Here is a 21,691-nt window from a genome sequence, read left to right on the forward strand (position 1 = left end):
CGAGCGCCCGGATCATTCAACGCTCGCACCGCCCCCGAACTTGTATTTTAACCCGGCAAAGAACACTTGGCCCGGTACGCGAAGCCGGGTCCGCCTGATGAACTCTTTCGATCTGACGATATCACCATATTCGGTAGTTCCGGAAATATTCGTGAAATTCGCAACGATTTTGAGGTTCCGAGCCAGTTGGTAACTGTATGAGAGATTAAGCGACGAATAGGCGTCATTAATCCCGTTCGAACTCAGCGAGTTTCCGTATAGTTGCGAACTAAATTGCAACTGCCCCTTTTTGCTGTGACTCCATGTGACGTCCGCCTTCAATATATAGCTGGTCTGATCGATCCGGTATCGATCTTCATTGATGAGCAGCGACATCTCGCCTCTGAAAATGTCCGCATCCAGATTGACCTTTAATTTGGACGAGAGCGGAATGTTGAGCGAAGCATCGACGCCATATTTTCTGCTTTCATCCGCATTCTGGAAGGTCGAGACGAGGTAGGGCTGATCCGGATCGGGCAGAATGATATGCTCGAGAACCTCGTTTTTCGATTCGTTGAAATACGCTTCGACCGAAAGGCTCATGATGTCGAAATCATGATTATATTTTACGGAAAACTTGTCGATCGTTTCGGGCTTGAGGCGCGGATTGCCAACGTTGGTTACGGTGTTGACGACAAGCTGAATCGGAGCGAGCTCGTCGGCGCTCGGCCGGTTTACCCTGCGACTATACGCAAATGCGACCGAATCATTGGTGTCGAGATCGGAGCTAATCGTCAGACTGGGGCTCCACGAATCGCTGCTGTTCTCGACCGGGAGTACGGGCCCGTCCTGCCGGATGTTGGAGCTCTGCGTTTCGAACCGCACGCCGCCCCGGATCGACCAGTCGTCGATCTTCGTCTTATACTCGAGATAGGCCGCCGAATATCGGTTGCGAATACGGGCCGATGTGCTGGCAGCGGAAACGACTCCACTTTCCGAGAGCGTTCTCGTTCGCCCGTAATTTATGATGTCGTTGGCGTTTTCCACTTCACCGCCCAGCTTGAGCTGGGACACTTTCGACAGATCGATCCGGTAGTCGAACGAGCCCTTCCATACCTTGCCGTCCTGAAGCCAGGACTGGTCGAGCAGCGAATTCGGCGAGGGGTCCTCGCGAAACGTGATGATGTCCGACGACAGCCTGTTCGTAACGTGATTTTCATAAGAAATTCTGGCCGACAATTTGTCATTCCCGAACAGCTTTGTGCGATTATATTCGCCCGTCAGCGCATAATAATCATAATCCTGCTCGGCAGCATCCTTCGTCAGGCCCGTGCTGATCAACCCATCCGACCGCCGGCTCAGGATAGTCGTCGCAGTATAGCGACGTGGCCTGTCCCTGAGCGCCCCTTCCGCGGAAATGCGAAGGCTGCCGCGATCCGAGATCGCATAGTCGGCATTCAGATTGCCGCTTAAATTCCTGTATGGGACGAACGTCGACCTGTGTTCCGTCAGCCGGGCAGCATCGCCCCCGCTCGCGTCGAACGTGCGCAGATCGACATCGATGAGGTCGGAACGAACGTCCTCGCGGAAGCCGAGGGTGGTACCAAATGTCCACTTCCCTGTGCCCGTCGATCCATTGAATGACATATTCCGGCGCCGGTGCGGCGTTCCCAGATTTGCGGAGATTTCTCCCTTTGTTTCGGGCCCGGATGGCTTCTTCGTGACGATATTGATGACTGCGGCGGCATTTGATCTGAATTCGGCGCCGGGTGACGTGATCACTTCGATCTGGGCGATCGTGCTGGCCGACATGGACTGTAGTGCCGCGCCAAGATTGCCGCGCAACGCAGGCGCCGGCCGGCCGTCCACCAATACGACAACCCCTTCGCCATGAACCCGGACGCCGCCGTTTGCATCGACGCTGACCGAGGGCAAGGTCGTCAGCACGTCGGCGACGCTACCGCTAGCCGCTTGCAGGTTGGCGTCGAGATTATAAACTGTTCGATCATCCTTCTGCACCACCGCGGGCACAGTAGCTCTCACCACAATTTCAGGATTCTCTTTTTCTTTCGCAGTTTCTTGAGCGGATGCATGTGGAACTGCCCAAGTCGAGCAGCTGGCGCAAATACTAAATACGATCGAACAATTAAGCTTTTCGATCATAACGCTGTACGCCCATTAATCAGGAAAAAGCGCTCATCGCAGCGATTGAGTATCGCCAACTGCATATTACAATCTTCAATAAGATGGGTAATGTGGAAGCCTGGAGGGTGCAACCGTTTTGTGCGGCATACCTGAAATCTGGATTCACCGAGCTTGGCGTGACGGGTTCCGCGGCTTTCGAACGCCGCCCTGCCCGGCGCGATCAGGGTCATCGCCCAAACCGGCTCCCGGCCATATCCCCCACACTCCTATCCGACTTGCCGTCAGCGCTCATCCTGCACGTGCCACCAGCTATGCCACGGAAACTCTTTGCCAGCCCCTGGTGCGGCGTCTCCGAACCCCACATCCAGAACTCCAGACGCAATAGAACCAATATTGCGTGCCGGCATCATGGTTTGCTCTACGAAATTCCGAAGTCCGTTCCAAACGTGTTGATCACGGGAAGCGCCCCCGACGCTTGCGAAGCACATATCCAGTCATACGCCGAGTCTAGTATGGACTGATCGCCCCCCTGCCCGTCGCACGCGGATTGAAGCACGCGTTCCACTTCACCCAACCACGCGATATCGCGAAGTTCGCCGGGGACGGCATGAGATGTCGAATGCCTCAATCCGCTGTCGAGGAACTTGTCCACATCGTCATTCAGATCCAGCGGCAGCTGCAAAGCCGCCGCGATCGCGGCAACCTCGCGCCTCCAGTCGTGCAACAGCCCAGCGTAGCTCACATATTTCCGCCGGATATGGCGGGTCCCGCGTTCGGCCAGCAGGTTGTACTTCAGCCAGAGCGCGGCGGAATGCTCCAATGGCACCCCTTTCCACTTGCGCAGCGAGACCGCAACCTCGGCCGGCGAACGGACAGGTATCACCACGCGGGGCTCGAGCTCGGCCCGGGCGATGGCCTCGAGCCAAAAAGGCAGCAGATTGCTGATTCTCGGGTCTTTAACCACCAGCGGTTGCGCACTGTCTTTCACACGACTGATTGCAAGGAATTCGGCTATCTCATCGATGAATTGAGATCGATCCAGACTATCATTCAAAGTATCGGGACAGATTGCGGTGTCGAAGAAACTAGACCCAGATGCCTTGAGTATTCTGGCATTGATCTGGACTGCGACTGCAGGCTCCCAAAATCCAGTCGGATTATGGCGGTTGGGCGTCAGCAACGAATCAGGCAATCTTGCCCCGCATTGCGAGAGAACTCGCGCGGCCGCAGAGGTCCCGCTGCGGGCCATACCAAGAACCAGAATTACCGGGCTACGCAAGTTCGTTGCGGAATCGCATCGATCTATTTGCCGGCCTTCAATAGAACCCATGTATTCTCCGCAGAACTATTCATGATTAAACCCGTCGGACGTCCTCTAAATTATTCCTGCCATAACGAGTTTTTGCCTGAATTTTCGATGATCGGCGCCCTCTTGTCAAACGGGCAAAGGTGAGGCCAGCGATACTCGAGCCCGAATCAAGACAATAGATAGGGCAGTTTTTGCTGGAAAGCCAAGGCAATAGGGCGGTTGACACCGCAATCTTCGAAAAGCATGCTAGCCTTCCATATAGGGGATAGGGAATGCTGCACCCCGATCAAGTTGTTTCTATTGAACAAAAGTTGGCTGCGGCGAGGTGCGCGTCTCCGCGCTTCCTTCTTCTTTACCCCCCGCTTCAGTTTTCGGTCGGGGAGGTCGTCAAGCCCGACGGATCGCTCAGCCTGGCGTATCTTGCCGCTGCGCTGCGCGACGCAGGCTACGAAGCAGATATTCTCGATTGTACGGTCGGCTTCGATCGTTCGCCGCTCGATAAAAGTTTCCACAATGTAACCGAGCAGGATAACGGGCTGCTCCGCGTCGGGCTGTCCGCCGAAGATATATTGAAAGTAGTCGAGCGGTATGATGTCGTGGGTCTGTCGTCGATCTTCACGCCCCAGACCACACCCTGCCTTGAACTTGTCTCGCAGATTAAGAGACAATTCCCCGGGAAGCTCATAATCGCGGGCGGCGTCAACGCCCGCAATTTGCGTAACAGGTTCTTTGCCGCGGGCGTCGATTTGATCGCCATGTCCGAAGCTGAAGCCACCGTGACCCGGCTCGGCGAAGCGCTGCAAGGCGGCGGCTCGATCGCGACGGTGCCGGGCGTCGCCTATTTGGATGAAAGCGGCCGCGAGCAGAAGACGGCACACGCACCGCTCGTGAAGGATCTAGACGAGTTGCCGATGCCGGCATGGGATTTGCTGCCGATGCAGCAATATTGGACGATTTCGCGACCGCATGGCGGCAACTTTCCCTTGGGCCAGACGATCCGATATGCGTCGCTGCAGACGTCGCGCGGCTGCCCGTTTCGATGTGCCTATTGCCATATTTCCAGGGAGCAGGCTGGCTCGGATCACAGCCACATCGGGTCTTTCCGGATGAAATCGGTCGAACGGGTATATCGGGAGTTCGAAACGCTCAAGAATATGGGTGTCGAATATGTCTTCATCGAGGACGATAGCCTGTTCATGAAGAAACGCAGGGCGATCGACATATTTCGGATGGTCCGCGACCTTGGACTCAAATTGCTCGACGTAAACGGCATAAATATATGCCACCTGCATAGCGGCAAGCAGGGCACGGACGAATTGCAGGTCGATACCGAGCTGATCGAGGTTCTGGCCGAAGCCGGTTTCACCTCCCTCGCCTTGCCTTTCGAATCCGCGTCACAGCGTCTTTTGGACAAATATGCTTCGTCGAAATGGAAGATCAGGAATACCAATACTGCAAAACTGATCCGTACGTTCAACGATTATGGCATCAAGGTCTCCGGCAATTACATGATCGGATACCCCGACGAAACGATCGACGAGATTTTCGAGACGATCACGATGGCCAAGCGAAACGTCGAGGAAGGGCTCGACTATGCGCTGTTTTTTGCGGTCGTGCCATTCCCGGGATCCGAACTGTTCGAGATCGCGATACGCGACGGTCATATCGACCGCGAGATCGAGCCCGACCAGATGCGCTGGACCAAGTCGATCATGCGCAACCTGAAGGTCGATCCGTCGACATTGGAACATTTGCGTCAGCTGGCGTGGCTGCTCGTCAATCGCAGCGACTACGTCAAATACAAGCGCGGCATGATCCCAGAGGTATGATCATCGTGGCCGACGTAATCGCACTTCCCGGATCGCCGTCCGCGCCGGCCGGCGAGCGCGGCCAGCCCGCATTTCGCAGCATTTGGGTCGCCGATACGAGGCGGTCGTGACGGCTGAGCATGCAAGGTCCTGGCACGCGCGCGGGGCAGCGGCCCAGAAGCGCGCCGTTTTCTTCGTCTTCGACGGGGGCGTCGGCCTCGGGCATTTGCGACGCTTGTGCCATATCGCCGAACGGATGCAGGGGCCGTTCGCCTGTCTTGTGGTCACGGGACACAGCCGGGCCGCTACCTGGTTCGTTCCCGCGGGTTGCGAATATGTCCACATTCCCAGTTGGGACAGCCTGATCGCGGAAAGAGCGCGTTATTGGGCCCGCGAGCCGTTCGTCGAGGTCGAACTCGAAGAAGCGGTAGCGATCAGGCGAACCATGATCGACGGCATCATGCGCGCGTTTCGGCCCGATGCCATCTTCGTCGATCATCTTCCGCTGGGGTCGAGGGGAGAGCTGGCAGATGTCATCGAGAACGCACGATGCCGAAAATATCTTGTCACGCGCGGCGTCCTCAACGGGACGGAGGACCTTGACGCCCTGATTTTCGGCGGCGCGGCGCGAACCGCGCTGATCGAGCACTATGACCGCATCCTGGTTGCCGCCGACCGCAGGATAGTCAAATTCGCCGAAGGCCATGACCTGTCCGCGAGAGTTCGCGCCAAGATCACCAGCACGGGCTATGTTACGCAAAAGATATCCGCTGCCGCCATTGCCGGAAAGCGCGCTGAAAGAGGCCTGGCGCCCGGCGATACATGGGTTGTCGCTTCGGCGGGAGGCGGACAGACCGGCGAAGCGACGATCAACGCTGCCATCGCGCTGGCGGACGCTTATCCCGAACTGGTTTTCGATATTGTCCTCGGACCGCGGTCGAACCTGCGGCCGCCCGACGGGATTCGGGTCGGCGGCAACGCGATGCGCGTTCGGATCCACAGCACCGTTGAGAATATGGGACTCCTGCACGCCGGCGCGGACGTGGTGATCACGACCGGCGGCTATAATTCGCTTCTGGAAACGTTGCAGGGCAGCGCTTCCATAGTCTGTGTCCCGCTGCGCGCGAGCGAGCGCGACGAGCAATTCCAGCATGCACGCAGCCTGTCCGATTTCATCGACATTCGAATTGCTCCGACCGCGGCGGAACTCCCGCTGAAATTCGCCGAAGCTGTTCAGGCGTCGGCCTCGCGGCGCCCCGATCGCCGCGCAGAGATCGACATGAGTGGGGCCGACGCCATTGCGGACATCGCCCTGAACGATCTGGCCATGGACACGGTGCCATGATTTGCGCGATGGCGAGGTGAGACGATTTCCGATGGACCTGAAATTCGAAACGGTCGGCGTCATTGGGGCGGGCGTGATGGGACAGGGCCTTGCGCAGGTCCTGGCGCAGACGGGCCACAAGGTCCTGCTCGTGGACGTCGCTGACGGCATCCTGGATTCGGCGCAGCGCCAGATCGTTCGATCGCTGAAACTCGCAGCCATGATGGACCGCAATTCGGCGCGTATCCGCACGGACGACGTCGTCGGCCTGATAACGCCGACGACGGACATTTCACGGATGGGCGAAGCCGATTTCATCATCGAGAATGCGACCGAAGATTTCGACATCAAGCGCGAAATCTACAGCGCACTCGACCGGGTCGCCGATCGGAATTGCGTGATTGCCGCGAATACGTCGGCGATCCCGATCGGCAATCTCGCACAGGAACTTCGGGACCGCTCGCGACTGGCGGGCATGCATTTCATGAACCCCGTTCCCCAAAAGAAGATCGTCGAGGTCATTCGAGGTCCCGATACCAGTGTCGCAACCATCGAAAGCGCGCGCGCGCTGCTGCATGAAATCGGCAAGGAAGCGATACTGGTCAACGACAGCCCGGGGTTTGTCACCAACCGGGTGCTCATGCTGACCATCAATGAAGCGATCGCGGTCGTGAACGAGGGGGTTGCGAACGCGGTCGACACCGACCGGATTTTCGTCGGTTGCTTCGCCCATGCGATGGGACCTTTGGCGACCGCCGACCTGATCGGCCTGGATACGATAATGCGCTCGCTCGAGGTGCTGCACAAATGTTTCGGCGAAGCCCGGTTCGCACCCAATCCGTTGCTGGTCGAGATGGTCTCAACCGGAAAGCTCGGCCGCAAATCCGGACTCGGCTTCTATGATTACCGTGTAAAAGGTGACACCGATGGACGTTCGTGATCGAATCCGAAGCTATATTGGGGCCAAGGTCGCACAACCCCTGGAAGATGACGATGATATTTTCGAGCTCGGCCTTGTCGACTCGCTTTTCGGACTGCAGCTCGTAAGCTTCGTGGAACAGGAATTCGGAATGGAGGTCGATGGTGACGACCTCGATATCGACAATTTCTGTTCGATCGCTGCCATCAATCGGTTCGTTGTTGGCAAGATGGGGGCGGGCTTCGCACAATGACTGACGGAGCCGTGTCGGAATCGAGCACCGCCGCAGACCGTGCAAGGCGCTTTGTCCGGGAGATGGTCGAGCCGCTGGCGGAGAAGATCGATCGCGAGCAACATTTTCCGGGCCAATTGGTCACCGCCCTCGGCGAGCAAGGCTGGCTTGGCGCCGCCCTGCCGGCCCGGTGGGGCGGCGGCGGACTTGATCCCGTCGACTTTGGCCCGGTGCTGGAGGAATTCGGCTGGGGCTGCGCATCGGCCCGCACCCTGCTGACCGTGCACAACATGGCGGCACAGGCGGTACTGCGATACGGCAATGAGGAGCAGAAGCGACGACATTTGCCCGGCTTGGCCAGCGGGCGATCGATCATCGCCTTCGCCCTGACGGAGCCGGACGTGGGCAGCGATGCCAACGCGATCGGGACCTCCGCGGTGGAAGATGCAGGCGGCTATGTTCTGTCGGGTGAAAAAATATGGTGCAGCTTCGGCTGCATCGCGAACCTGTTTCTGGTGTTCGCCAGCTGCAATGGAAAGCCCTTGGCCTTGATCCTGGAGCGGGACAGCCCTGGTCTGAAGATCGAACGGATGACCGATGTGTTCGGCACCCGTGGCTCCGAGCTGGCGAGGCTTCACCTCGATGCCGTGCGGGTGCCGACCGAGAACCGGATCGGCGCGCCCAATGCCGGCATCAGATTCGTCGCCAATACGGCGCTTGATCATGGGCGCTTTTCGGTTGCCTGCGGGACGGTTGGCATCATTCGCGCCTGTCTCGACACCTGCACCGCCTATGCCGCGCGTCGGCAGCAGGGCGGTGTCCCAATATCCCAGCACCAGTTGGTGCGGCGCATCCTTACCGACGGACTGGTGGCTTATACGACTGCCCGCGCGCTGTGCGATCGCGCCGCGCGCTTGCGCGCCGCCGGCGACCCCAGGGCGGCAGCCGAAACCGCGCTTGCGAAGTATCACAGCGCTGAGGCGGCGATCAGGGTCGCCAATGATGCCGTCGCCTTGCTTGGCGCCAACGGTTGTTCTTCCGAATTTCCCGTTTCGCGGTATTTGCGGGACGCGACGGTATCCGGAATTATCGAAGGGACGCGCGAGATTCATCAGATCTCGCTTGCGTCATACGCCTTGCAGAAGCCCTGGACCAATGCATAAGTCGCACATCAAATGTGTTGTCTGGGACCTGGACGAAACCTTGTGGCGCGGTACGTTGCTCGAGGGCGGAGCGAACGAGCTTTCACCTGCGGCAGAACAGGTCGTCCGCGAGCTCGATAGCCGCGGCATTCTGCAATCGATTGCGAGCAAGAACGACCATGCGGCGGCCTGGCCGCGGCTCGAGTCGCTCGGTATCGCCGACTTTTTCCTGCACCCGCAGATCGGCTGGGACAGCAAGGCGAAATCGATCAGCACCGTAGCGGACCTGTTGGGTATCGGGCTGGACACTTTCGCGTTCATCGATGACCAGGCGACGGAACGCGCCGAAATTCAGTTCATGATACCCGAAGTAAGGGCGATCGCCGCCGACGCGCTTCCCGACCTGCTGTCGTGGCCCGAATTCAACCCGCAATTCGTGACGGCCGATTCCAGCAACAGAAGATCGATGTATCGGGCCGACGAGGCGCGCAAGGCGGCGGGAGAATCGTTCGAAGGCGCCCGCGACAGATTTCTTGCGTCCCTCGACATGCGCCTGACGGTGCGCCGGGCAACCGCGGCCGATCTTGAGCGCGCGCACGAACTTACCGTCAGGACCAATCAACTCAACACCGGCGGACGAACCTATTCCATCGAGGAACTGGAGGCATATTCGACGTCGCCCGATCACCTCGTACTGGTCGCCGAACTCGAAGATCGTTTCGGTAGCAGCGGCACGATCGGCCTGTCGCTGATCCAACTGGACGATATGGTGTGGACAATCCGGCTGTTCCTGATGTCCTGTCGCGTCCTGTCACGCGGGATAGGTTCGGTGCTGCTCGGCCATATCTTGCGGCTGGCGAAGGCACGCCAGGTAAGAATGCGGGCAGTTTTCGTCGCGACGGAGCGCAACCGGCCGATGCTCGTCACCTACAAGTTCGCCGGTTTCCGACAATCCGCAGAAGATCCTATGAGCGCTCTGCTCCTGGAGCATGACTATGTGCGCATGCCCCCGGTTCCGGATTATATGACGATATCGGATGAGATCTGACCCCTACGCTGCAGAGCGCCCGCGGGTCACCAGCGCAATGCGGAAATGTCGAGGCGCCGATGAATGGGCCGTGTCGAAATCCCCGCCAGAAGGTCGAACGCGCTGCCCATGTCGACCGCGACCCCGCCGGCATCGCGGGCATCCTGGCAATAGACCTTGCCGAACAGCCCAGCCCCCACCAGCACCAGCGTCCCTCGCAAATCCGATTGCCTGATCCTGTCTCGCAGGCCTTCGAACATCGCATAGTGAGAGGTTTCCAGTGACTGCGGAACATATCCCTGGACCGGTATCGGCGCAAACCAGGCGAGCCGGGAGCCCAGTTTTTCGGCGAACCTGGCGGCCAACTCCTCGCGCCCGGAAATGACCACGACTTGCGTCGCATTCTCGACCATCGCTGCGAACCGGGTCATCAGGTCGAAGTGAATCCAGGCGCTGGTGTACCAGCCCGAGCGTGATGCGCGACCAAGCACCTGACCGGCGAATAGCGATCGCGCATAAATTATCCCCAACGCGGGCGAGGTCTCCCCTCTTGCAATGCAATCGAGGGCGACGGCACGTTCGTCGAAGCGGCCGATGCGATATCCCTGGATGTCGGCGGACATAATCGCATCGACGACAAGGCGTGAAAAAGGCACGGCCTTTTCCGGAGTGATGGAACAGCCATTCTGGCTGACGAACTCGAAATCGAAGCCATCGAAGATTGCCGGCGATCCGGCATCTTCGACCATCGCAATCGCGTTACCTTCGCCGTTACCCACCCTGACGAGCGAAAACGGGGTGCCATCCGCAATTGCCGTCCGAATTCGCTCGACAATTAAAGGTGCCGCTCGTTCGCCTGACATTTCGAAGAATGCGCAGTCGGCGCCCGCCCTTGCAATCTCGTCGTCATTTACGAACAGCCGATTGAAAGCAGCCTCTGCGACAATCTGGGCCTCTGTCTGCATCGAAATATCTCTTACTATTTTGCTTGTGTTGTCGAGAGTAGCCAAGAAATTTCGTCGCACCCGAATTGCAGCTGATATAGTCGTCCGTATCGCAATGGGGTCAGTTCGACCGCGGCCTTGCGAAAGGTGGAGCTTGTGATGACGGTCAGGTCGATTTCGGGAACTGCAGCATGGCAAGCTGCTGCGAAGGCGCCGATGTCGCGCTGGAAACGACAAATAGACCGATTTGCGGACCCGTTCGTCGAAGTGTCGATTTCACCAAAATTCCGTATTTCCGAAAATGAAAGAGTGTTTTGTATCGGATCGTGCTTCGCCCGCAATATCGAGGAGCATCTCATTCCGCATGGCATCGACGTTCTGAGCCGCAAAGTGGTCAGCCCGCGTGAGGAGTGGCCCAACCGCGTCAACGGTTTTCTCAATAAATTCACCGTCCACTCGATCCGCAACGAACTCGAATGGTCTATCGAGCCGCCGGCGCTCGATGAGTCCTATTTCGAGCAACATCGCGACGGCTGGCTCGACCTGCAACTTTCGCCGTTCGTTGCCCCCGTTCCGCTCCCGCGCGCCATCGAGCGCAGAGCCTATCTGACTGACCAATATTTCTCCCGGTTGCGCGAGGCATCGCTGGTCATTCTGACGCTGGGCTTGAACGAGGTCTGGTTCGACCACCTGACGAGCCGACATCTCAATGCGCCGCCGAACTTGGCCAGCGTGCGCCGCGAGTCCGGTCGCTACGAATTGCGCATCACCGATGTGGCCGACAATCTGGAGGAATTGGAGAAGGTTCGCCGCCTGATTCTCCGTCACAATCAAGGCGCGCGGATCATCGTGTCCGTGTCGCCCGTTCCCATGTCGGAAACATTTTCCGGCCGCGACATCATCGTCGCCAACATGCATTCGAAGTCGACCCTGCGCGTCACTGCCGAGATTTTCGCCGAGGCCCATGACGACGTCGATTATTTCCCGAGCTTCGACATGGTTTCGATGTCGCCTCGAGCCAAGGCTTATGAAGCCGATTGCCGGCACGTTTCCGACGCCACCGTCGGGCGAGTGATCCGGACATTTCTGAAAGCCCAGCTTGGCGCAGAGGTGTCGCGCCCGGATTTTTGCGAGCGTTCCTATCTGGCAGCCAATCCGGATGTCGAGGATCGATTGCGCCGGGGCGAACTCGCGTCGGGCTTCGAGCATTGGGAGAAATACGGTCGCGAGGAAGAGCGGCCCTTGCGATTACCGGACACGACGCGGGACGGGCCGGCTACCGCCTCGCACGCGCTGCGCGAAATCATCAATATCGACGGTTTCAGGCGGCAGGCCCGATCGGCGCTGGACGCAAAACTGTTCGACTATATCGATGGCGGCGCGGGCGACGAGCTTACCTGCGCGGCAAATCGCAGCGACCTTGACGCGATCCGGTTTGCCCCGCTCGCTTTCAGAGAGGTTTCGGCGGTTGATACAAGTTGGACCGGACCGCTTGGCGATTTCGCCCTTCCGATAGGGCTCAGCCCGTCCGCTATGCATGAGCTGGTCTGCCCCGATGGCGAATTGGCCACCGCTGCGGCAGCGCTGCACGCGAAGATCCCGATGATTGTCAGCATGATGTCCAGCCGCAGCATCGAGGAAATTGCAGCCGTCTCACCCCATCAGGCGCTATGGCTCCAATCCTATATCCTCCAGGACCGATCGCTGGGTGATGAAGTGGTACGCCGCGCCGAACGATCGGGCTTCAAGGCGATTGTCCTGAGCGCGGGCTGTGCAGTGATGGGAAAACGCGACCGCAATCTTGCCAATGGCTTCACGCTTCCGGCGGCGATCAGCGCGGGCAATTTCGCCAGGGGAGACGCAATCGATCACAACAACCCGATCCATTCGTTCCCCGGCGCGCAACCCGACCCGGCGGTCACCTGGCAGGATGTGCACAAAGCCATCGCTGCCTCCAGCCTGCCCGTGTTGATAAAGGGCATCACGAACGCCATCGACGTGGAACGCGCGCTGGATGCCGGCGCGGCAGGGCTGATTGTTTCCAATCATGGAGGGCGGCAACTGGATAGCACGATCTCGGCAATCCAGGCGCTTCCGCCCATCGCACGGGTGGTGAACGGACGGGTGCCGGTTCTGGTCGATGGGGGCTTCAGACGCGGGACCGACGTCGTGAAAGCGCTGGTCCTTGGAGCCGATGCGGTTCTCCTCGGGCGTGCAACCATGTGGGCACTGGCCGTTGCGGGTGAGCAAGGGGTGGCAAGGGCTATCGCGCTGCTTGGGGACGAACTCACCAATGCCTTGCAGCTTCTTGGATGTTCATCGCTTTCCGACCTCAGGGAAAATGCCGGCGCGATCCTTTGGCCGGGACAGCACGGCCAATAGCGGCGGGCGGCAGCCGGGACCCGGATCGGCAACCGCGCCAGAAGCCGCTGGCACGCGAACGGTCGCTGGCGGAGAGAAACTGCGGTCAGGCTCTCGCAAGCCTTTGCGTCAGGCGTTCCCTGACCGCCGGCCATTCTGATCGAACGACGCTGAAAAGAAGCGAATCGCGCACGCGTCCATCGTTGTAGATCAGATGGTTGCGAATGACGCCTTCCTGCCTGGCGCCCAGCAATTTCATGGCGGCTTGCGAGCTCAGGTTGCGGGGATCGGTTATGAGTTCGATGCGGTTGACGTTCCAATTTTCGAACGCATGGGCCATGGTCAGGAGACGCACTTCAAAATTGACCAGGCTCCCGCGCGCCTCAGGCGCGTACCATGTCGATCCGATCGCAAGGCGAAGATGGACCGAAGACATGTCATAATAGCGCGTGGTTCCGATGATCCTGCCGTCGGCGTTTCGCCTGACGGCAAAGGGATAATGTTCCCCCGCCAGGCCGCGCTGCAGACTGGATTCGAACCATGGATCGAAGTCGTCGCCGGCACCGTTGAAGAGGAGAGGGAAGTAGGTCCAGATCGATTGGTCCGACGTCGCGGCTTCGCGCAGATCCTCACGGTGAGGCGCCGCCAGCGGCTCTAGCTTCACCGACGGCCCCTCCAGGGTTCCGGGTCGGGGAAAAGCCATATCGGCGAAGCCGGCCGTCATCTCAGACCGCTCGCGCGCGCACCAGCGGGCCGGTCAGTTCGTCCATCAATCCGCTCAGGCTCGAAACGGCAATGTCGGGATAGATGTAGAACAATGGCTGATCGCCAAGACCAAACAGATTGTGCTCGTCCTGAACGGTAACCGGGATCGATCCGACACCTTCGAGGGCGACGACCGGCAGCGCGCATAATTTGACGCCACCCTTTTTTGACCGCTTGAACACCGCCGTTCCCGCCCATGCCTGAACCGACAGCCCCAGGGCGGTCGGCGTCATGAGGGCAATCTGTCCCCGCTTCGCATGAATCGTCCAGCGGAATGCATCTGGAAGGCAGGTCGATATCGGTTCGCGCTGGAGTTCGCGGTCACTCTTGATTTCGGCCATGTAGAGAATAGTGGCTTCCCAGACCTCCCTCAACATTGCCTGCCGCAAGCTTTCCATGGCGCCGGGTGAAAGGCCGTCCCCTGCCCCGGCCTGCAGCAGCACCTCATCGAACTCGCAAGGAATTGCATCGGGGTAACGTACGAAAATATGCCCGGTCAATTCTCGGTAAAGCGCAAGATCTCGCGATCTGTCGGGACCGGGTGCCGATTCAGCAACCCGCTTCAGACACGGATACCTGATCGTGTATACCAGAGATTGGAGGAGCGAGCTGAAACGTCCTTCAGGGTTGAGTTTTTCCGGATCGGGCTCGAGCAGCGACGTCAGACCCAAGCTTTTCAGCGGGTGAAGCGGATCGAAGACCGGCCACATCAACTCGGCGTAGGACACTTCCGCTTTGTCGCGTATCCCGGCCTTGTCGCGGAGCAGTTCCTGCGGCAGTCGCGCCTCCAGCAGATCGCGATAGTCGGCGACTTCGACATATTCGGAAATACCGAGGCGATCGATCCACCACCTGATTTGCTCGCCATATCGGGTCACGGCGTCGTCGGGCTGGCCGACCAGGGCATTGAAGCGCCGTCCGTCCGAAACCACGGTGAATCTCGCGCAGGCGTGCGGAATTTGCGGCTGCGCTTCGCGGTAAAGCAGGTCGATACCGTAAGCGATTTCGAAAAGCTGAAGAAGAAAATTTACTTCCGCAAGATCGGGGCTGGAACCCCTGGCCTTGAGGGGCGACGGCAATTTGAACGGCAGCGCAGGAATCGCCAAGGTGATTGCTTCGCCTGCGGCAATACGTTCGGAAATCTGATTTGCCAGTGATCTCCTCGAAAAATATTTTCCAGCGTTCTGCGAATAATTGCGATCGAACATGAGTTCAGCAATGAAGTTAGCCGCGCCCAACTCGCTTGCCTTCGCCAAGCCATATTCGCCAAATTTCTCAGCGGCGCGTATTTTCGCCAGCGCTGCTCTGGCAGCCGAAAAATCTTCGGCAGTCCGAAGCAAATTCGGGACTATTTTTTCGATAACGAATTCAGAGGAAATAGCTATGCGCTTATCGCGGAATGCGGCTTCACTATACATGTGAAGATTTTCGTCACACGAAAACTTCTGCATGAAATGCGAGCTTATAACCGCTTCTTGAATTCTATCAAGGCCCGTCGTATACGAAATCTTTTCTAAGGTTTGTTGCTCGTTGTTTCTCATCGCAAAGTGCAACACCTTCGACGGACAAAATCGAAAATAATCAACTGGCTAAATATATAATACGGCAGACCTATGGGATGTCAAGATATGAGGCATTTCATCGGGCGCCGATTCGTCAATGATTCGAGCGCCGTCCGTTCAATTCTCTTTGCCCGGTTTCGGGCCGCATCCGGCAATCAGCGCCAGATCGGCCGGTTGCTTTCCAACAAGACATCCTGCTCCCTTCTGGTGTAGTAATATAACGCCAAGGATGCGCGATATTGGCCAGGCGGGCATCTGTTGGGGCTCGGGTGGCCGTGAAAGCTGCTCCGATCCGCCTGGAAAATAACGAGACGATTGAACATGGGGGCGATCGAAACCTCGCACCTCGAGCAATCGCGCGACCACAGCTCAAGATCCCCGCCGAAATCTTCTTCCCAGGCAGGATTGACGTAAAGGATCAGGTTGATCGCCTGGTCGAACTGGTCGGGATGCGGATGCCGGATCGGATCGGCGTGGATCCGAAGGGCAGCGCCCTGCCCCGAACAATGAAGACCACCCCCGCTGAAAGTCCAATCGACGCTCAACTCGGACTTTCCCGTCAACACGCAAAGATCGTCAATGAAGCGATCGCACGTCAGTTCGTCGAGAACGAACCGACTCGACGCGGGAAGCTGACGCACGTCAGAAATCCCCCGCTTCGCAAATATGGGATCGCATTCTTCCGGCCTGCCGCCGCCCCAGCGAATCCATGCCGGATTGTCCGGATCCGGAATTTCCGCATAAATTGCCGACACGATTTCGGGTTTTAAGACATTATCCAGAACGATATGTGGAAATGGCGCGGCTGCACTAAAACGCTCATGCAATTCAGCTAGTCGACTTGGCCACTTCCACGTTGATTCCTCGGCGACGGGCATAGTCTTACTCCGTTCGCGCTGCGCAGGCGCCAGAGCTAACATCCGTACTTTCGGTTAGCAATCGTTTCGGGCGGGGCATGCTTTGCATTTGCGGCTCAGCCAAGGATACCGATCGAGCGCAGCCATGATTGCAGCAATCCAGGCCACTGCGCGGACATGTGAGCGTCCTTGCGCAGCGTGAACCCATGACCGCCTTGGGCGAACAGGTGGACCTCCGCGAGACCGCCCGCCTTTTGGAGAGCATCTGCGTAAAGAAGGCTGTTGCAAATATCGTCGACGGGGTCGTCCCATGCCTGCGCCAGAAAGGTCCGCGGCGGAGATTTTTCTATCTTCAACTCAGGGTCGAGGGTCCGGCGTCTACGGCATATATGTCCGGGATAGAGCACGATGGCGAAATCGGGGCGGCTGCTGATCCGGTCGGCTTCATCTACTGGCCGATAGGCCGGTTCCATAATGTTGCTGACCTGAGCGACCAGATAGCCGCCGGCCGAAAATCCCATTGCGCCGATCTTGTGCGGATCCACGTTGAGTTCGGCCGCTTGCGACCGAACCAGCCGGATTGTGCGCTGAGCGTCCTGCAAGGCGTTGGGTGCAGCCGGGACGACGCCGCAATTGCAGCTTTTATCCCAATGATGACCGGTCTCGGGAACACGGTATTTCGACAGGATGCAGGTGATCCCCTGCCCGGCCAGCCATTTACAGATTTCGGTGCCTTCGGACGTGATGACGACTGCCGAAAATCCCCCGCCGGGAAAGACCACGACGGCCGCGCCGGTGTTCGTCCCTTGAGGCGGAAAGACAGTCATCGTCGGATGCGAAACATCGAATACGGCCTGAGAAGTGTCGCCATGGATCGCTTCGGGCGTCCATCGGGTCAGGACGCTCTCGGGTCTTTCGGATACTCGAACCTGATCCGGCGCTGCGCCGGGCCAGATCTTGACCTGCGTCAGCCCGGCCGGAGGCGTCCAGATACCGGTCACGCGCCGGTCGGGCCGTGCTACCGGCTCCGGCTTTGCTGCCACATGCGTGACCTGGTTGTGCGTACGGAAACCCGCAAAAGCAACAGCAAGCGCGACCAGCAGAAAGACTACGGCCAGATACCGGCGAAGCAGGACGAGCATTCTCCCTAAAGCTGCGCGCCAAACGCGTATGGCAGAGTCAGTATAGTTCCGCCGGTCGCGGTTTGTCGATTGGTGCGTGCGCTGAGATCGAGGCGGAAAGTGCGAGCATCGCGTCCGAGTTGAGTCCTGCCGGATACGGGCAGACCATCGAGGTTCCTTTGACGGGAGGAGCTTTACGATGAACGACCGCAATGCACGTTAATGCCGTCAGGCCGATTCGTCAGCGGCTGGAGCGGTTTCCACGCGGCGCCATGGCCGCTGCCGGCGCGGTCACCGCCAGCGCCCGGATATGCGGCATGAGCATTTGAAGCCACCACATTCGTCGCCGGACTGCGCCGTACCAGCCGGATCGCGCCGACCCTGCGCCATCGCGCGCATCCTCGATCTCTACTCGTCGCAGGAAGTTTCCGTCACCGGGATTTTGGTGGCGAGCCCGCTTCCGGGGCCGAAGACACGCTCCCTGAGCTCGCCTTCGCTCACGAGCGTCTCGTCCACGTAGACGGCGCCGATGTCTCGGCGGATGCGCATGCCCGAGAAGGTGATCTTCTCCAGATTGGAATAGGCTGCTTCGATCGCGGCGGCCTTCGACCCACCGATACCCACGACGTGCAGGATCCGCCCCCCGTCGGTCACCAGGCCGAGAACGTCGTCGTCCGCAGTCTCGCCGATGAAGACGGAGCAGTTGCCGCGATCCACATCCTCGACGCCGCGGACCTGGTATCCGCGCCCAAACTCGCCAAAAGGATATCCCGGAAGCCAGTCGACATTGGATGGGTCGTCGCCTCCCCGAAAGGTGGGGCCTTGGACGGCGACGACATCGCAGCAGAACATCTCTTCAATCCGGACGGAGTCTTCGCTCAGTCTCCCGGCAAGCATATCCTCGCAGGTAGTCACGAAGTCGGATGAGATCCTTGGCAGGATGACCTCCGCTTCCGGGTCCCCAATTCGCGCGTTGAACTCGAGGACTGTGAGCTGCCCCTCGTTGAGTATGGCTCCGACGTAGAGAATCCCCCTGTAGAAGAGGTTCTCGCTGCCCAGCGCCGTCTTGAGCGGATCGATGAGTTGTTCCCGCACCAACGCGGTCAGGGCAGGCCCCTCGAGCGGGTGCGGGGAAAAGCTGCCCATCCCGCCGCTGTTCGGCCCTCTGTTGCCGTCGTCGGTCCGCTTATAGTCCAGCGCGGTCGGAAGCATCACGATCTCGCGCCCATCGAGCAGCAGGAATATCGAAACCTCGACGCCCGAGACGATTTCCTCAACTACGACGGTATCGCCCGACTCCGCGTAAATTCGCTTTCCCATCAGCAGTTCGACGGCGGCCATTGCCTCGCGAGGCGTTCGGCAGACGAAGCTTCCGGCGCCGCCGCACAGGCCGTCGGCCTTGACGACACATCCCCCGGCCTTCTGCTCGACATAGCGCGCGGCTTCGTCCTTGTTTCCAAAGACGCGATAGGGCGCGGTCCTGATCCCGTATCTGGAGCAGATGTCCTTCGCAAAGGACTTGGACGTTTCCAGTCGGCTGACCGACTTGCTCGGACCCAGGGTCGGGATGCCCGCGGCTTCCAGAGCATCCACCTGCCCGGCGGCCAAGGCCAGCGGGTTCGAGACAAGGGCCAAATCGACGCCGGCAGACAATGCGTATGCGGCGACCTGCCCGACATCCGACCAGGATAGATCCGGTCGGACGGTGATGCGTTTGTCCTTCATGCCTCCGGTCCCGGGGACATAGTGTACGGAGGCGCCCGGATTCGTCCGTAGAAACAGTTCCACGAGGGCATGTCCGCGTCCGGTGCGATCGACGATAAGGACGTTCTTGTTCCCGCTCATATTCTTCCCACGACAAGGTCCGATCTCGAGCCTGCGGGGCCGCAAACCCGTCGTCCGCCCGGATCCCGGCGCTGACCCGATGGCGTCGCGGACGAAGTGACGAAACTCGGCTAGATGGCATTTGCGCGCTCGATGACCGCCTGCAGGAGCACCTGGCATCCGTCCGCGACGTCTTCCTTGCTCGCATACTCCGACTCGTTGTGACTGACGCCATCCCTGCAGGGCACGAAGATGATCGCCGTCGGCGCCACGCGCGCAAGGTAACAAGCGTCGTGGCCGGCGCCGCTGACGATATCCATGTGCGACATTCCGGTCTTCACGGCGGCATTGCGCACTGCCTCGACGCATTTCGGGTCGAAGGCTGTCGGGGGGAAGTACCAGATCTGTTCGATCTGGACGTCGAGCTGATGCTCCGCCGCGATGCGCGCGGCGGCCGCCCGCATTTCTTCGTCCATCCGCGTAAGCTCCGCTTCGACCGGATGGCGAAGGTCGAGCGTCATGAACACGCTGCCCGGTATCGTGTTGCGCGACTGAGGACGGCTCTCGATCACCCCGACAGTGGCGCGGCCGTCCGGACACATTCCGATCCGCCTTGCCTCCACGATCAATTCCGCCGCGCCCTGCAGCGCGTCACGCCGCCCTTCCATGGGGGTCGTTCCGGCATGGCTCTCCATGCCCGTCCAGTGGAGTTCGTACCAGCGCTGGCCTTGCGCCGAAGTGACCACGCCGATCGTCTTGCCCTCTCGTTCAAGGATGGGCCCCTGTTCGATATGCGCTTCGAAGAAGGCGCCGACCGGCCGGCCGACCGGTTCCGGTCCATCGTACCCGATATCCTTCAGAGCCTGCTCGAAAGTGATCCCGTCGGCATCTTCCCGCGAGAGCGCGAAATCGGTCGAAAACTTCCCCGAGAAGGCGCCGGACGCCGTCATCCCCGGCGCGAAACGAAAGCCTTCTTCATTCGTCCACACGGCTATCTCGACGGGGGCCTCCGTCTCATAGCCGTGATCGTTGAGGGCGCGAACCACTTCAAGCGCAGCCATCACGCCGTAGCATCCGTCGAACTTCCCGCCCGTGGGCTGGGTGTCGAGATGGCTGCCCGTCATGACGGGAGGCTTGCTATTGTCCCGGCCAGGCCGGCGCGCAAAGATGTTGCCCAGTCGGTCGACGCGGACGTCGCATCCGGCGTCCTGACACCAGCGGACGAAGAGATCTCGTCCTTCACGATCCAGATCGGTCAGGGCGATCCGGCACACCCCGCCTTTGGGCGTCGCGCCGATCTTGCCCATCTCCATCAGGCTGTCCCACAGCCGGTCCGCATTGATCTTGAGGTTCGTCGGCTCCGGCCTGCTCATGGTTGCGTCCTCCCGGAGCGCGGGATCGCTGCCGCTGCCACACGCCACCTTCGCTCGTGCTTCCATGCCGACGCGCGAGACCGCGGCTTGCCGGACGCCATGGTTCAAGCCGTCCGGACGAGGGGCATGCTCCCGCAGTGAAAGGAGCCCCCGGTCTTGATCGTTTCGGCGAATTCGACCTCCAGGACCTCGATCCCACGCCGTGTGAGCTCCTCGTTCACGCGCCGCGCCTGCGGCATCGAAATCACCTTTCGCGGCGAGATCGAGAGAACATTCGTCGTCAGGACGTTCTGCTCCTGCTGCGTCACGGCGATGAAATCATAATGCTCGACGATCTCCGCCGGCAGCGAACGGAACCCCGGCGGATAGATCAGTGCGCTGTCCTCGCCCACCGGGACGAACACACAGTCGAGATGGACGACATCCTCCCCTTCGCTGAGCTTGCGAAGCTCGATCGGGACGACCCGGTAGTCCGGGAATCGCTGCTGCAGGAAAGAGGCGCCGGCCAATGTGGTGCGCTGACCCATTCCCACAAAGATGCAGCCGCGGTCGACGATGATGTCGCCGCCTTCCACCCGGGCCTCTGCGGGAGGTCGGACGACCTTGTCCTCGGGCAGCTGTCGAAGGATCGGCTCCAGTCCCTTCCATTCCTCCGTGCGGCTACTCTTCGCCATGTTGGCCAGCACCAGCGTGTCGCCGATGACGAAGCCGATGTCCCGCGGCGACAGTTGGTCGGGCACCTCGGCCACCGGCGACGGCTGAAGCACGCGCACGCCATGCCGTTCGAGGCAGTCACGGAAACCTACATATTCGGTGACGATCCTGGCCCGATCGGGATGGTGCGGCCCGAAATAGTGGCGGCGCTGCGTCTCGTTTACGACCTCGGGCGCCGTCGCGTGGAAGTTTTCGGCGTAGCCGATGACGATACTCTGGAGTTGACCGGTCTCGGACGCGACCGACAGGTTCATGCGGCGGCGGCCCCGGCGAGACCTTCGCGCA

General features: G+C 59.7%; 18 protein-coding genes. 7 read left to right on the plus strand and 11 right to left on the minus strand.

The genetic code is table 11. The features are described 5' to 3' along the window. Positions 1-12 precede the first annotated feature (12 nt). The 3 genes from Q9Q95_RS07485 to Q9Q95_RS07495 all read right to left on the minus strand — a co-directional run bounded on the left by Q9Q95_RS07485 (position 13) and on the right by Q9Q95_RS07495 (position 3,304). Positions 13-2,142: a TonB-dependent siderophore receptor gene (locus Q9Q95_RS07485; RefSeq protein WP_306095516.1), complete on the minus strand. Its 2,130-nt coding sequence runs from the start codon at positions 2,140-2,142 to the stop codon at positions 13-15. Next, positions 2,139-2,354, minus strand: coding sequence for a hypothetical protein (locus Q9Q95_RS07490; protein WP_306095519.1), 216 nt, complete (start codon positions 2,352-2,354; stop codon positions 2,139-2,141). Before Q9Q95_RS07490 ends, Q9Q95_RS07485 begins: the two co-directional genes overlap by 4 nt. 188 nt (positions 2,355-2,542) lie before the next feature. After that, positions 2,543-3,304, minus strand: a complete 762-nt coding sequence (locus Q9Q95_RS07495; RefSeq protein ID WP_306095521.1) for a sulfotransferase family protein — start codon at positions 3,302-3,304, stop codon at positions 2,543-2,545. Between the two features lie 401 nt (positions 3,305-3,705). Here Q9Q95_RS07495 and Q9Q95_RS07500 point away from each other — a divergent pair, with 401 nt between their 5' ends. The 6 genes from Q9Q95_RS07500 (at position 3,706) to Q9Q95_RS07525 (ending at position 9,906) form a co-directional block, all read left to right on the plus strand. After that, positions 3,706-5,262 (plus strand): B12-binding domain-containing radical SAM protein, encoded by a 1,557-nt coding sequence (locus Q9Q95_RS07500; protein ID WP_306095523.1) that lies wholly within the window; start codon positions 3,706-3,708, stop codon positions 5,260-5,262. A gap of 106 nt (positions 5,263-5,368) precedes the next feature. Then, positions 5,369-6,586 carry a glycosyltransferase gene (locus Q9Q95_RS07505; RefSeq protein WP_306095525.1) on the plus strand — a complete coding sequence of 406 codons (1,218 nt, stop codon included), beginning with the start codon at positions 5,369-5,371 and terminating at the stop codon, positions 6,584-6,586. A 31-nt stretch (positions 6,587-6,617) separates the two neighbouring features. Then, the gene (locus Q9Q95_RS07510; RefSeq protein ID WP_306095527.1) at positions 6,618-7,505 is read left to right on the plus strand and encodes a 3-hydroxyacyl-CoA dehydrogenase family protein; all 888 of its coding nucleotides are present in this window, start codon (positions 6,618-6,620) and stop codon (positions 7,503-7,505) included. After that, complete coding sequence (locus Q9Q95_RS07515; protein WP_306095529.1) at positions 7,492-7,737, plus strand: acyl carrier protein; 246 nt, start codon at positions 7,492-7,494, stop codon at positions 7,735-7,737. The genes Q9Q95_RS07510 and Q9Q95_RS07515 overlap by 14 nt, the downstream gene beginning before the upstream one ends. Further along, complete coding sequence (locus Q9Q95_RS07520; RefSeq protein WP_306095531.1) at positions 7,734-8,879, plus strand: acyl-CoA dehydrogenase family protein; 1,146 nt, start codon at positions 7,734-7,736, stop codon at positions 8,877-8,879. The genes Q9Q95_RS07515 and Q9Q95_RS07520 overlap by 4 nt, the downstream gene beginning before the upstream one ends. Then, positions 8,872-9,906 carry an HAD family hydrolase gene (locus Q9Q95_RS07525; protein ID WP_306095533.1) on the plus strand — a complete coding sequence of 345 codons (1,035 nt, stop codon included), beginning with the start codon at positions 8,872-8,874 and terminating at the stop codon, positions 9,904-9,906. The genes Q9Q95_RS07520 and Q9Q95_RS07525 overlap by 8 nt, the downstream gene beginning before the upstream one ends. Positions 9,907-9,932: 26 nt before the next feature. Here Q9Q95_RS07525 and Q9Q95_RS07530 read toward each other — a convergent pair whose 3' ends face one another. Continuing rightward, on the minus strand, positions 9,933-10,850 hold the full coding sequence (locus Q9Q95_RS07530) for a hypothetical protein (protein WP_306095535.1): 918 nt from the start codon (positions 10,848-10,850) through the stop codon (positions 9,933-9,935). Between the two features lie 138 nt (positions 10,851-10,988). Here Q9Q95_RS07530 and Q9Q95_RS07535 point away from each other — a divergent pair, with 138 nt between their 5' ends. Continuing rightward, the gene (locus Q9Q95_RS07535; RefSeq protein WP_306095537.1) at positions 10,989-13,211 is read left to right on the plus strand and encodes a GSCFA domain-containing protein; all 2,223 of its coding nucleotides are present in this window, start codon (positions 10,989-10,991) and stop codon (positions 13,209-13,211) included. A gap of 85 nt (positions 13,212-13,296) precedes the next feature. Here Q9Q95_RS07535 and Q9Q95_RS07540 read toward each other — a convergent pair whose 3' ends face one another. From Q9Q95_RS07540 to Q9Q95_RS07570, 7 genes are all read right to left on the minus strand, one after another. Next, entirely contained in the window at positions 13,297-13,914 is a 618-nt protein-coding gene (locus Q9Q95_RS07540; RefSeq protein WP_306095540.1) for a GNAT family N-acetyltransferase, read from the minus strand. Position 13,915: 1 nt separating this feature from the next. Continuing rightward, entirely contained in the window at positions 13,916-15,496 is a 1,581-nt protein-coding gene (locus Q9Q95_RS07545) for an L-tyrosine/L-tryptophan isonitrile synthase family protein (RefSeq protein ID WP_306095542.1), read from the minus strand. Between the two features lie 176 nt (positions 15,497-15,672). After that, on the minus strand, positions 15,673-16,395 hold the full coding sequence (locus Q9Q95_RS07550; protein WP_306095544.1) for a 2OG-Fe(II) oxygenase: 723 nt from the start codon (positions 16,393-16,395) through the stop codon (positions 15,673-15,675). A 95-nt stretch (positions 16,396-16,490) separates the two neighbouring features. Then, positions 16,491-17,516, minus strand: coding sequence for an alpha/beta hydrolase (locus tag Q9Q95_RS07555; RefSeq protein WP_306095546.1), 1,026 nt, complete (start codon positions 17,514-17,516; stop codon positions 16,491-16,493). 387 nt (positions 17,517-17,903) lie between these two features. After that, a complete protein-coding gene (purD, locus tag Q9Q95_RS07560) occupies positions 17,904-19,499 on the minus strand; it encodes a phosphoribosylamine--glycine ligase (protein ID WP_371876707.1) in 1,596 nt (531 codons plus the stop codon). Beyond that, on the minus strand, positions 19,451-20,692 hold the full coding sequence (locus Q9Q95_RS07565) for a Zn-dependent hydrolase (RefSeq protein WP_306095550.1): 1,242 nt from the start codon (positions 20,690-20,692) through the stop codon (positions 19,451-19,453). Before Q9Q95_RS07565 ends, purD begins: the two co-directional genes overlap by 49 nt. A gap of 104 nt (positions 20,693-20,796) precedes the next feature. Beyond that, positions 20,797-21,691 (minus strand): dimethylarginine dimethylaminohydrolase family protein (locus tag Q9Q95_RS07570; protein ID WP_306095551.1); only part of this gene is annotated, 895 nt, incomplete at its 5' end.

This window comes from Sphingomonas sp. DG1-23 (assembly GCF_030730875.1).
Taxonomy (GTDB): Bacteria; Pseudomonadota; Alphaproteobacteria; order Sphingomonadales; family Sphingomonadaceae; genus Sphingomonas.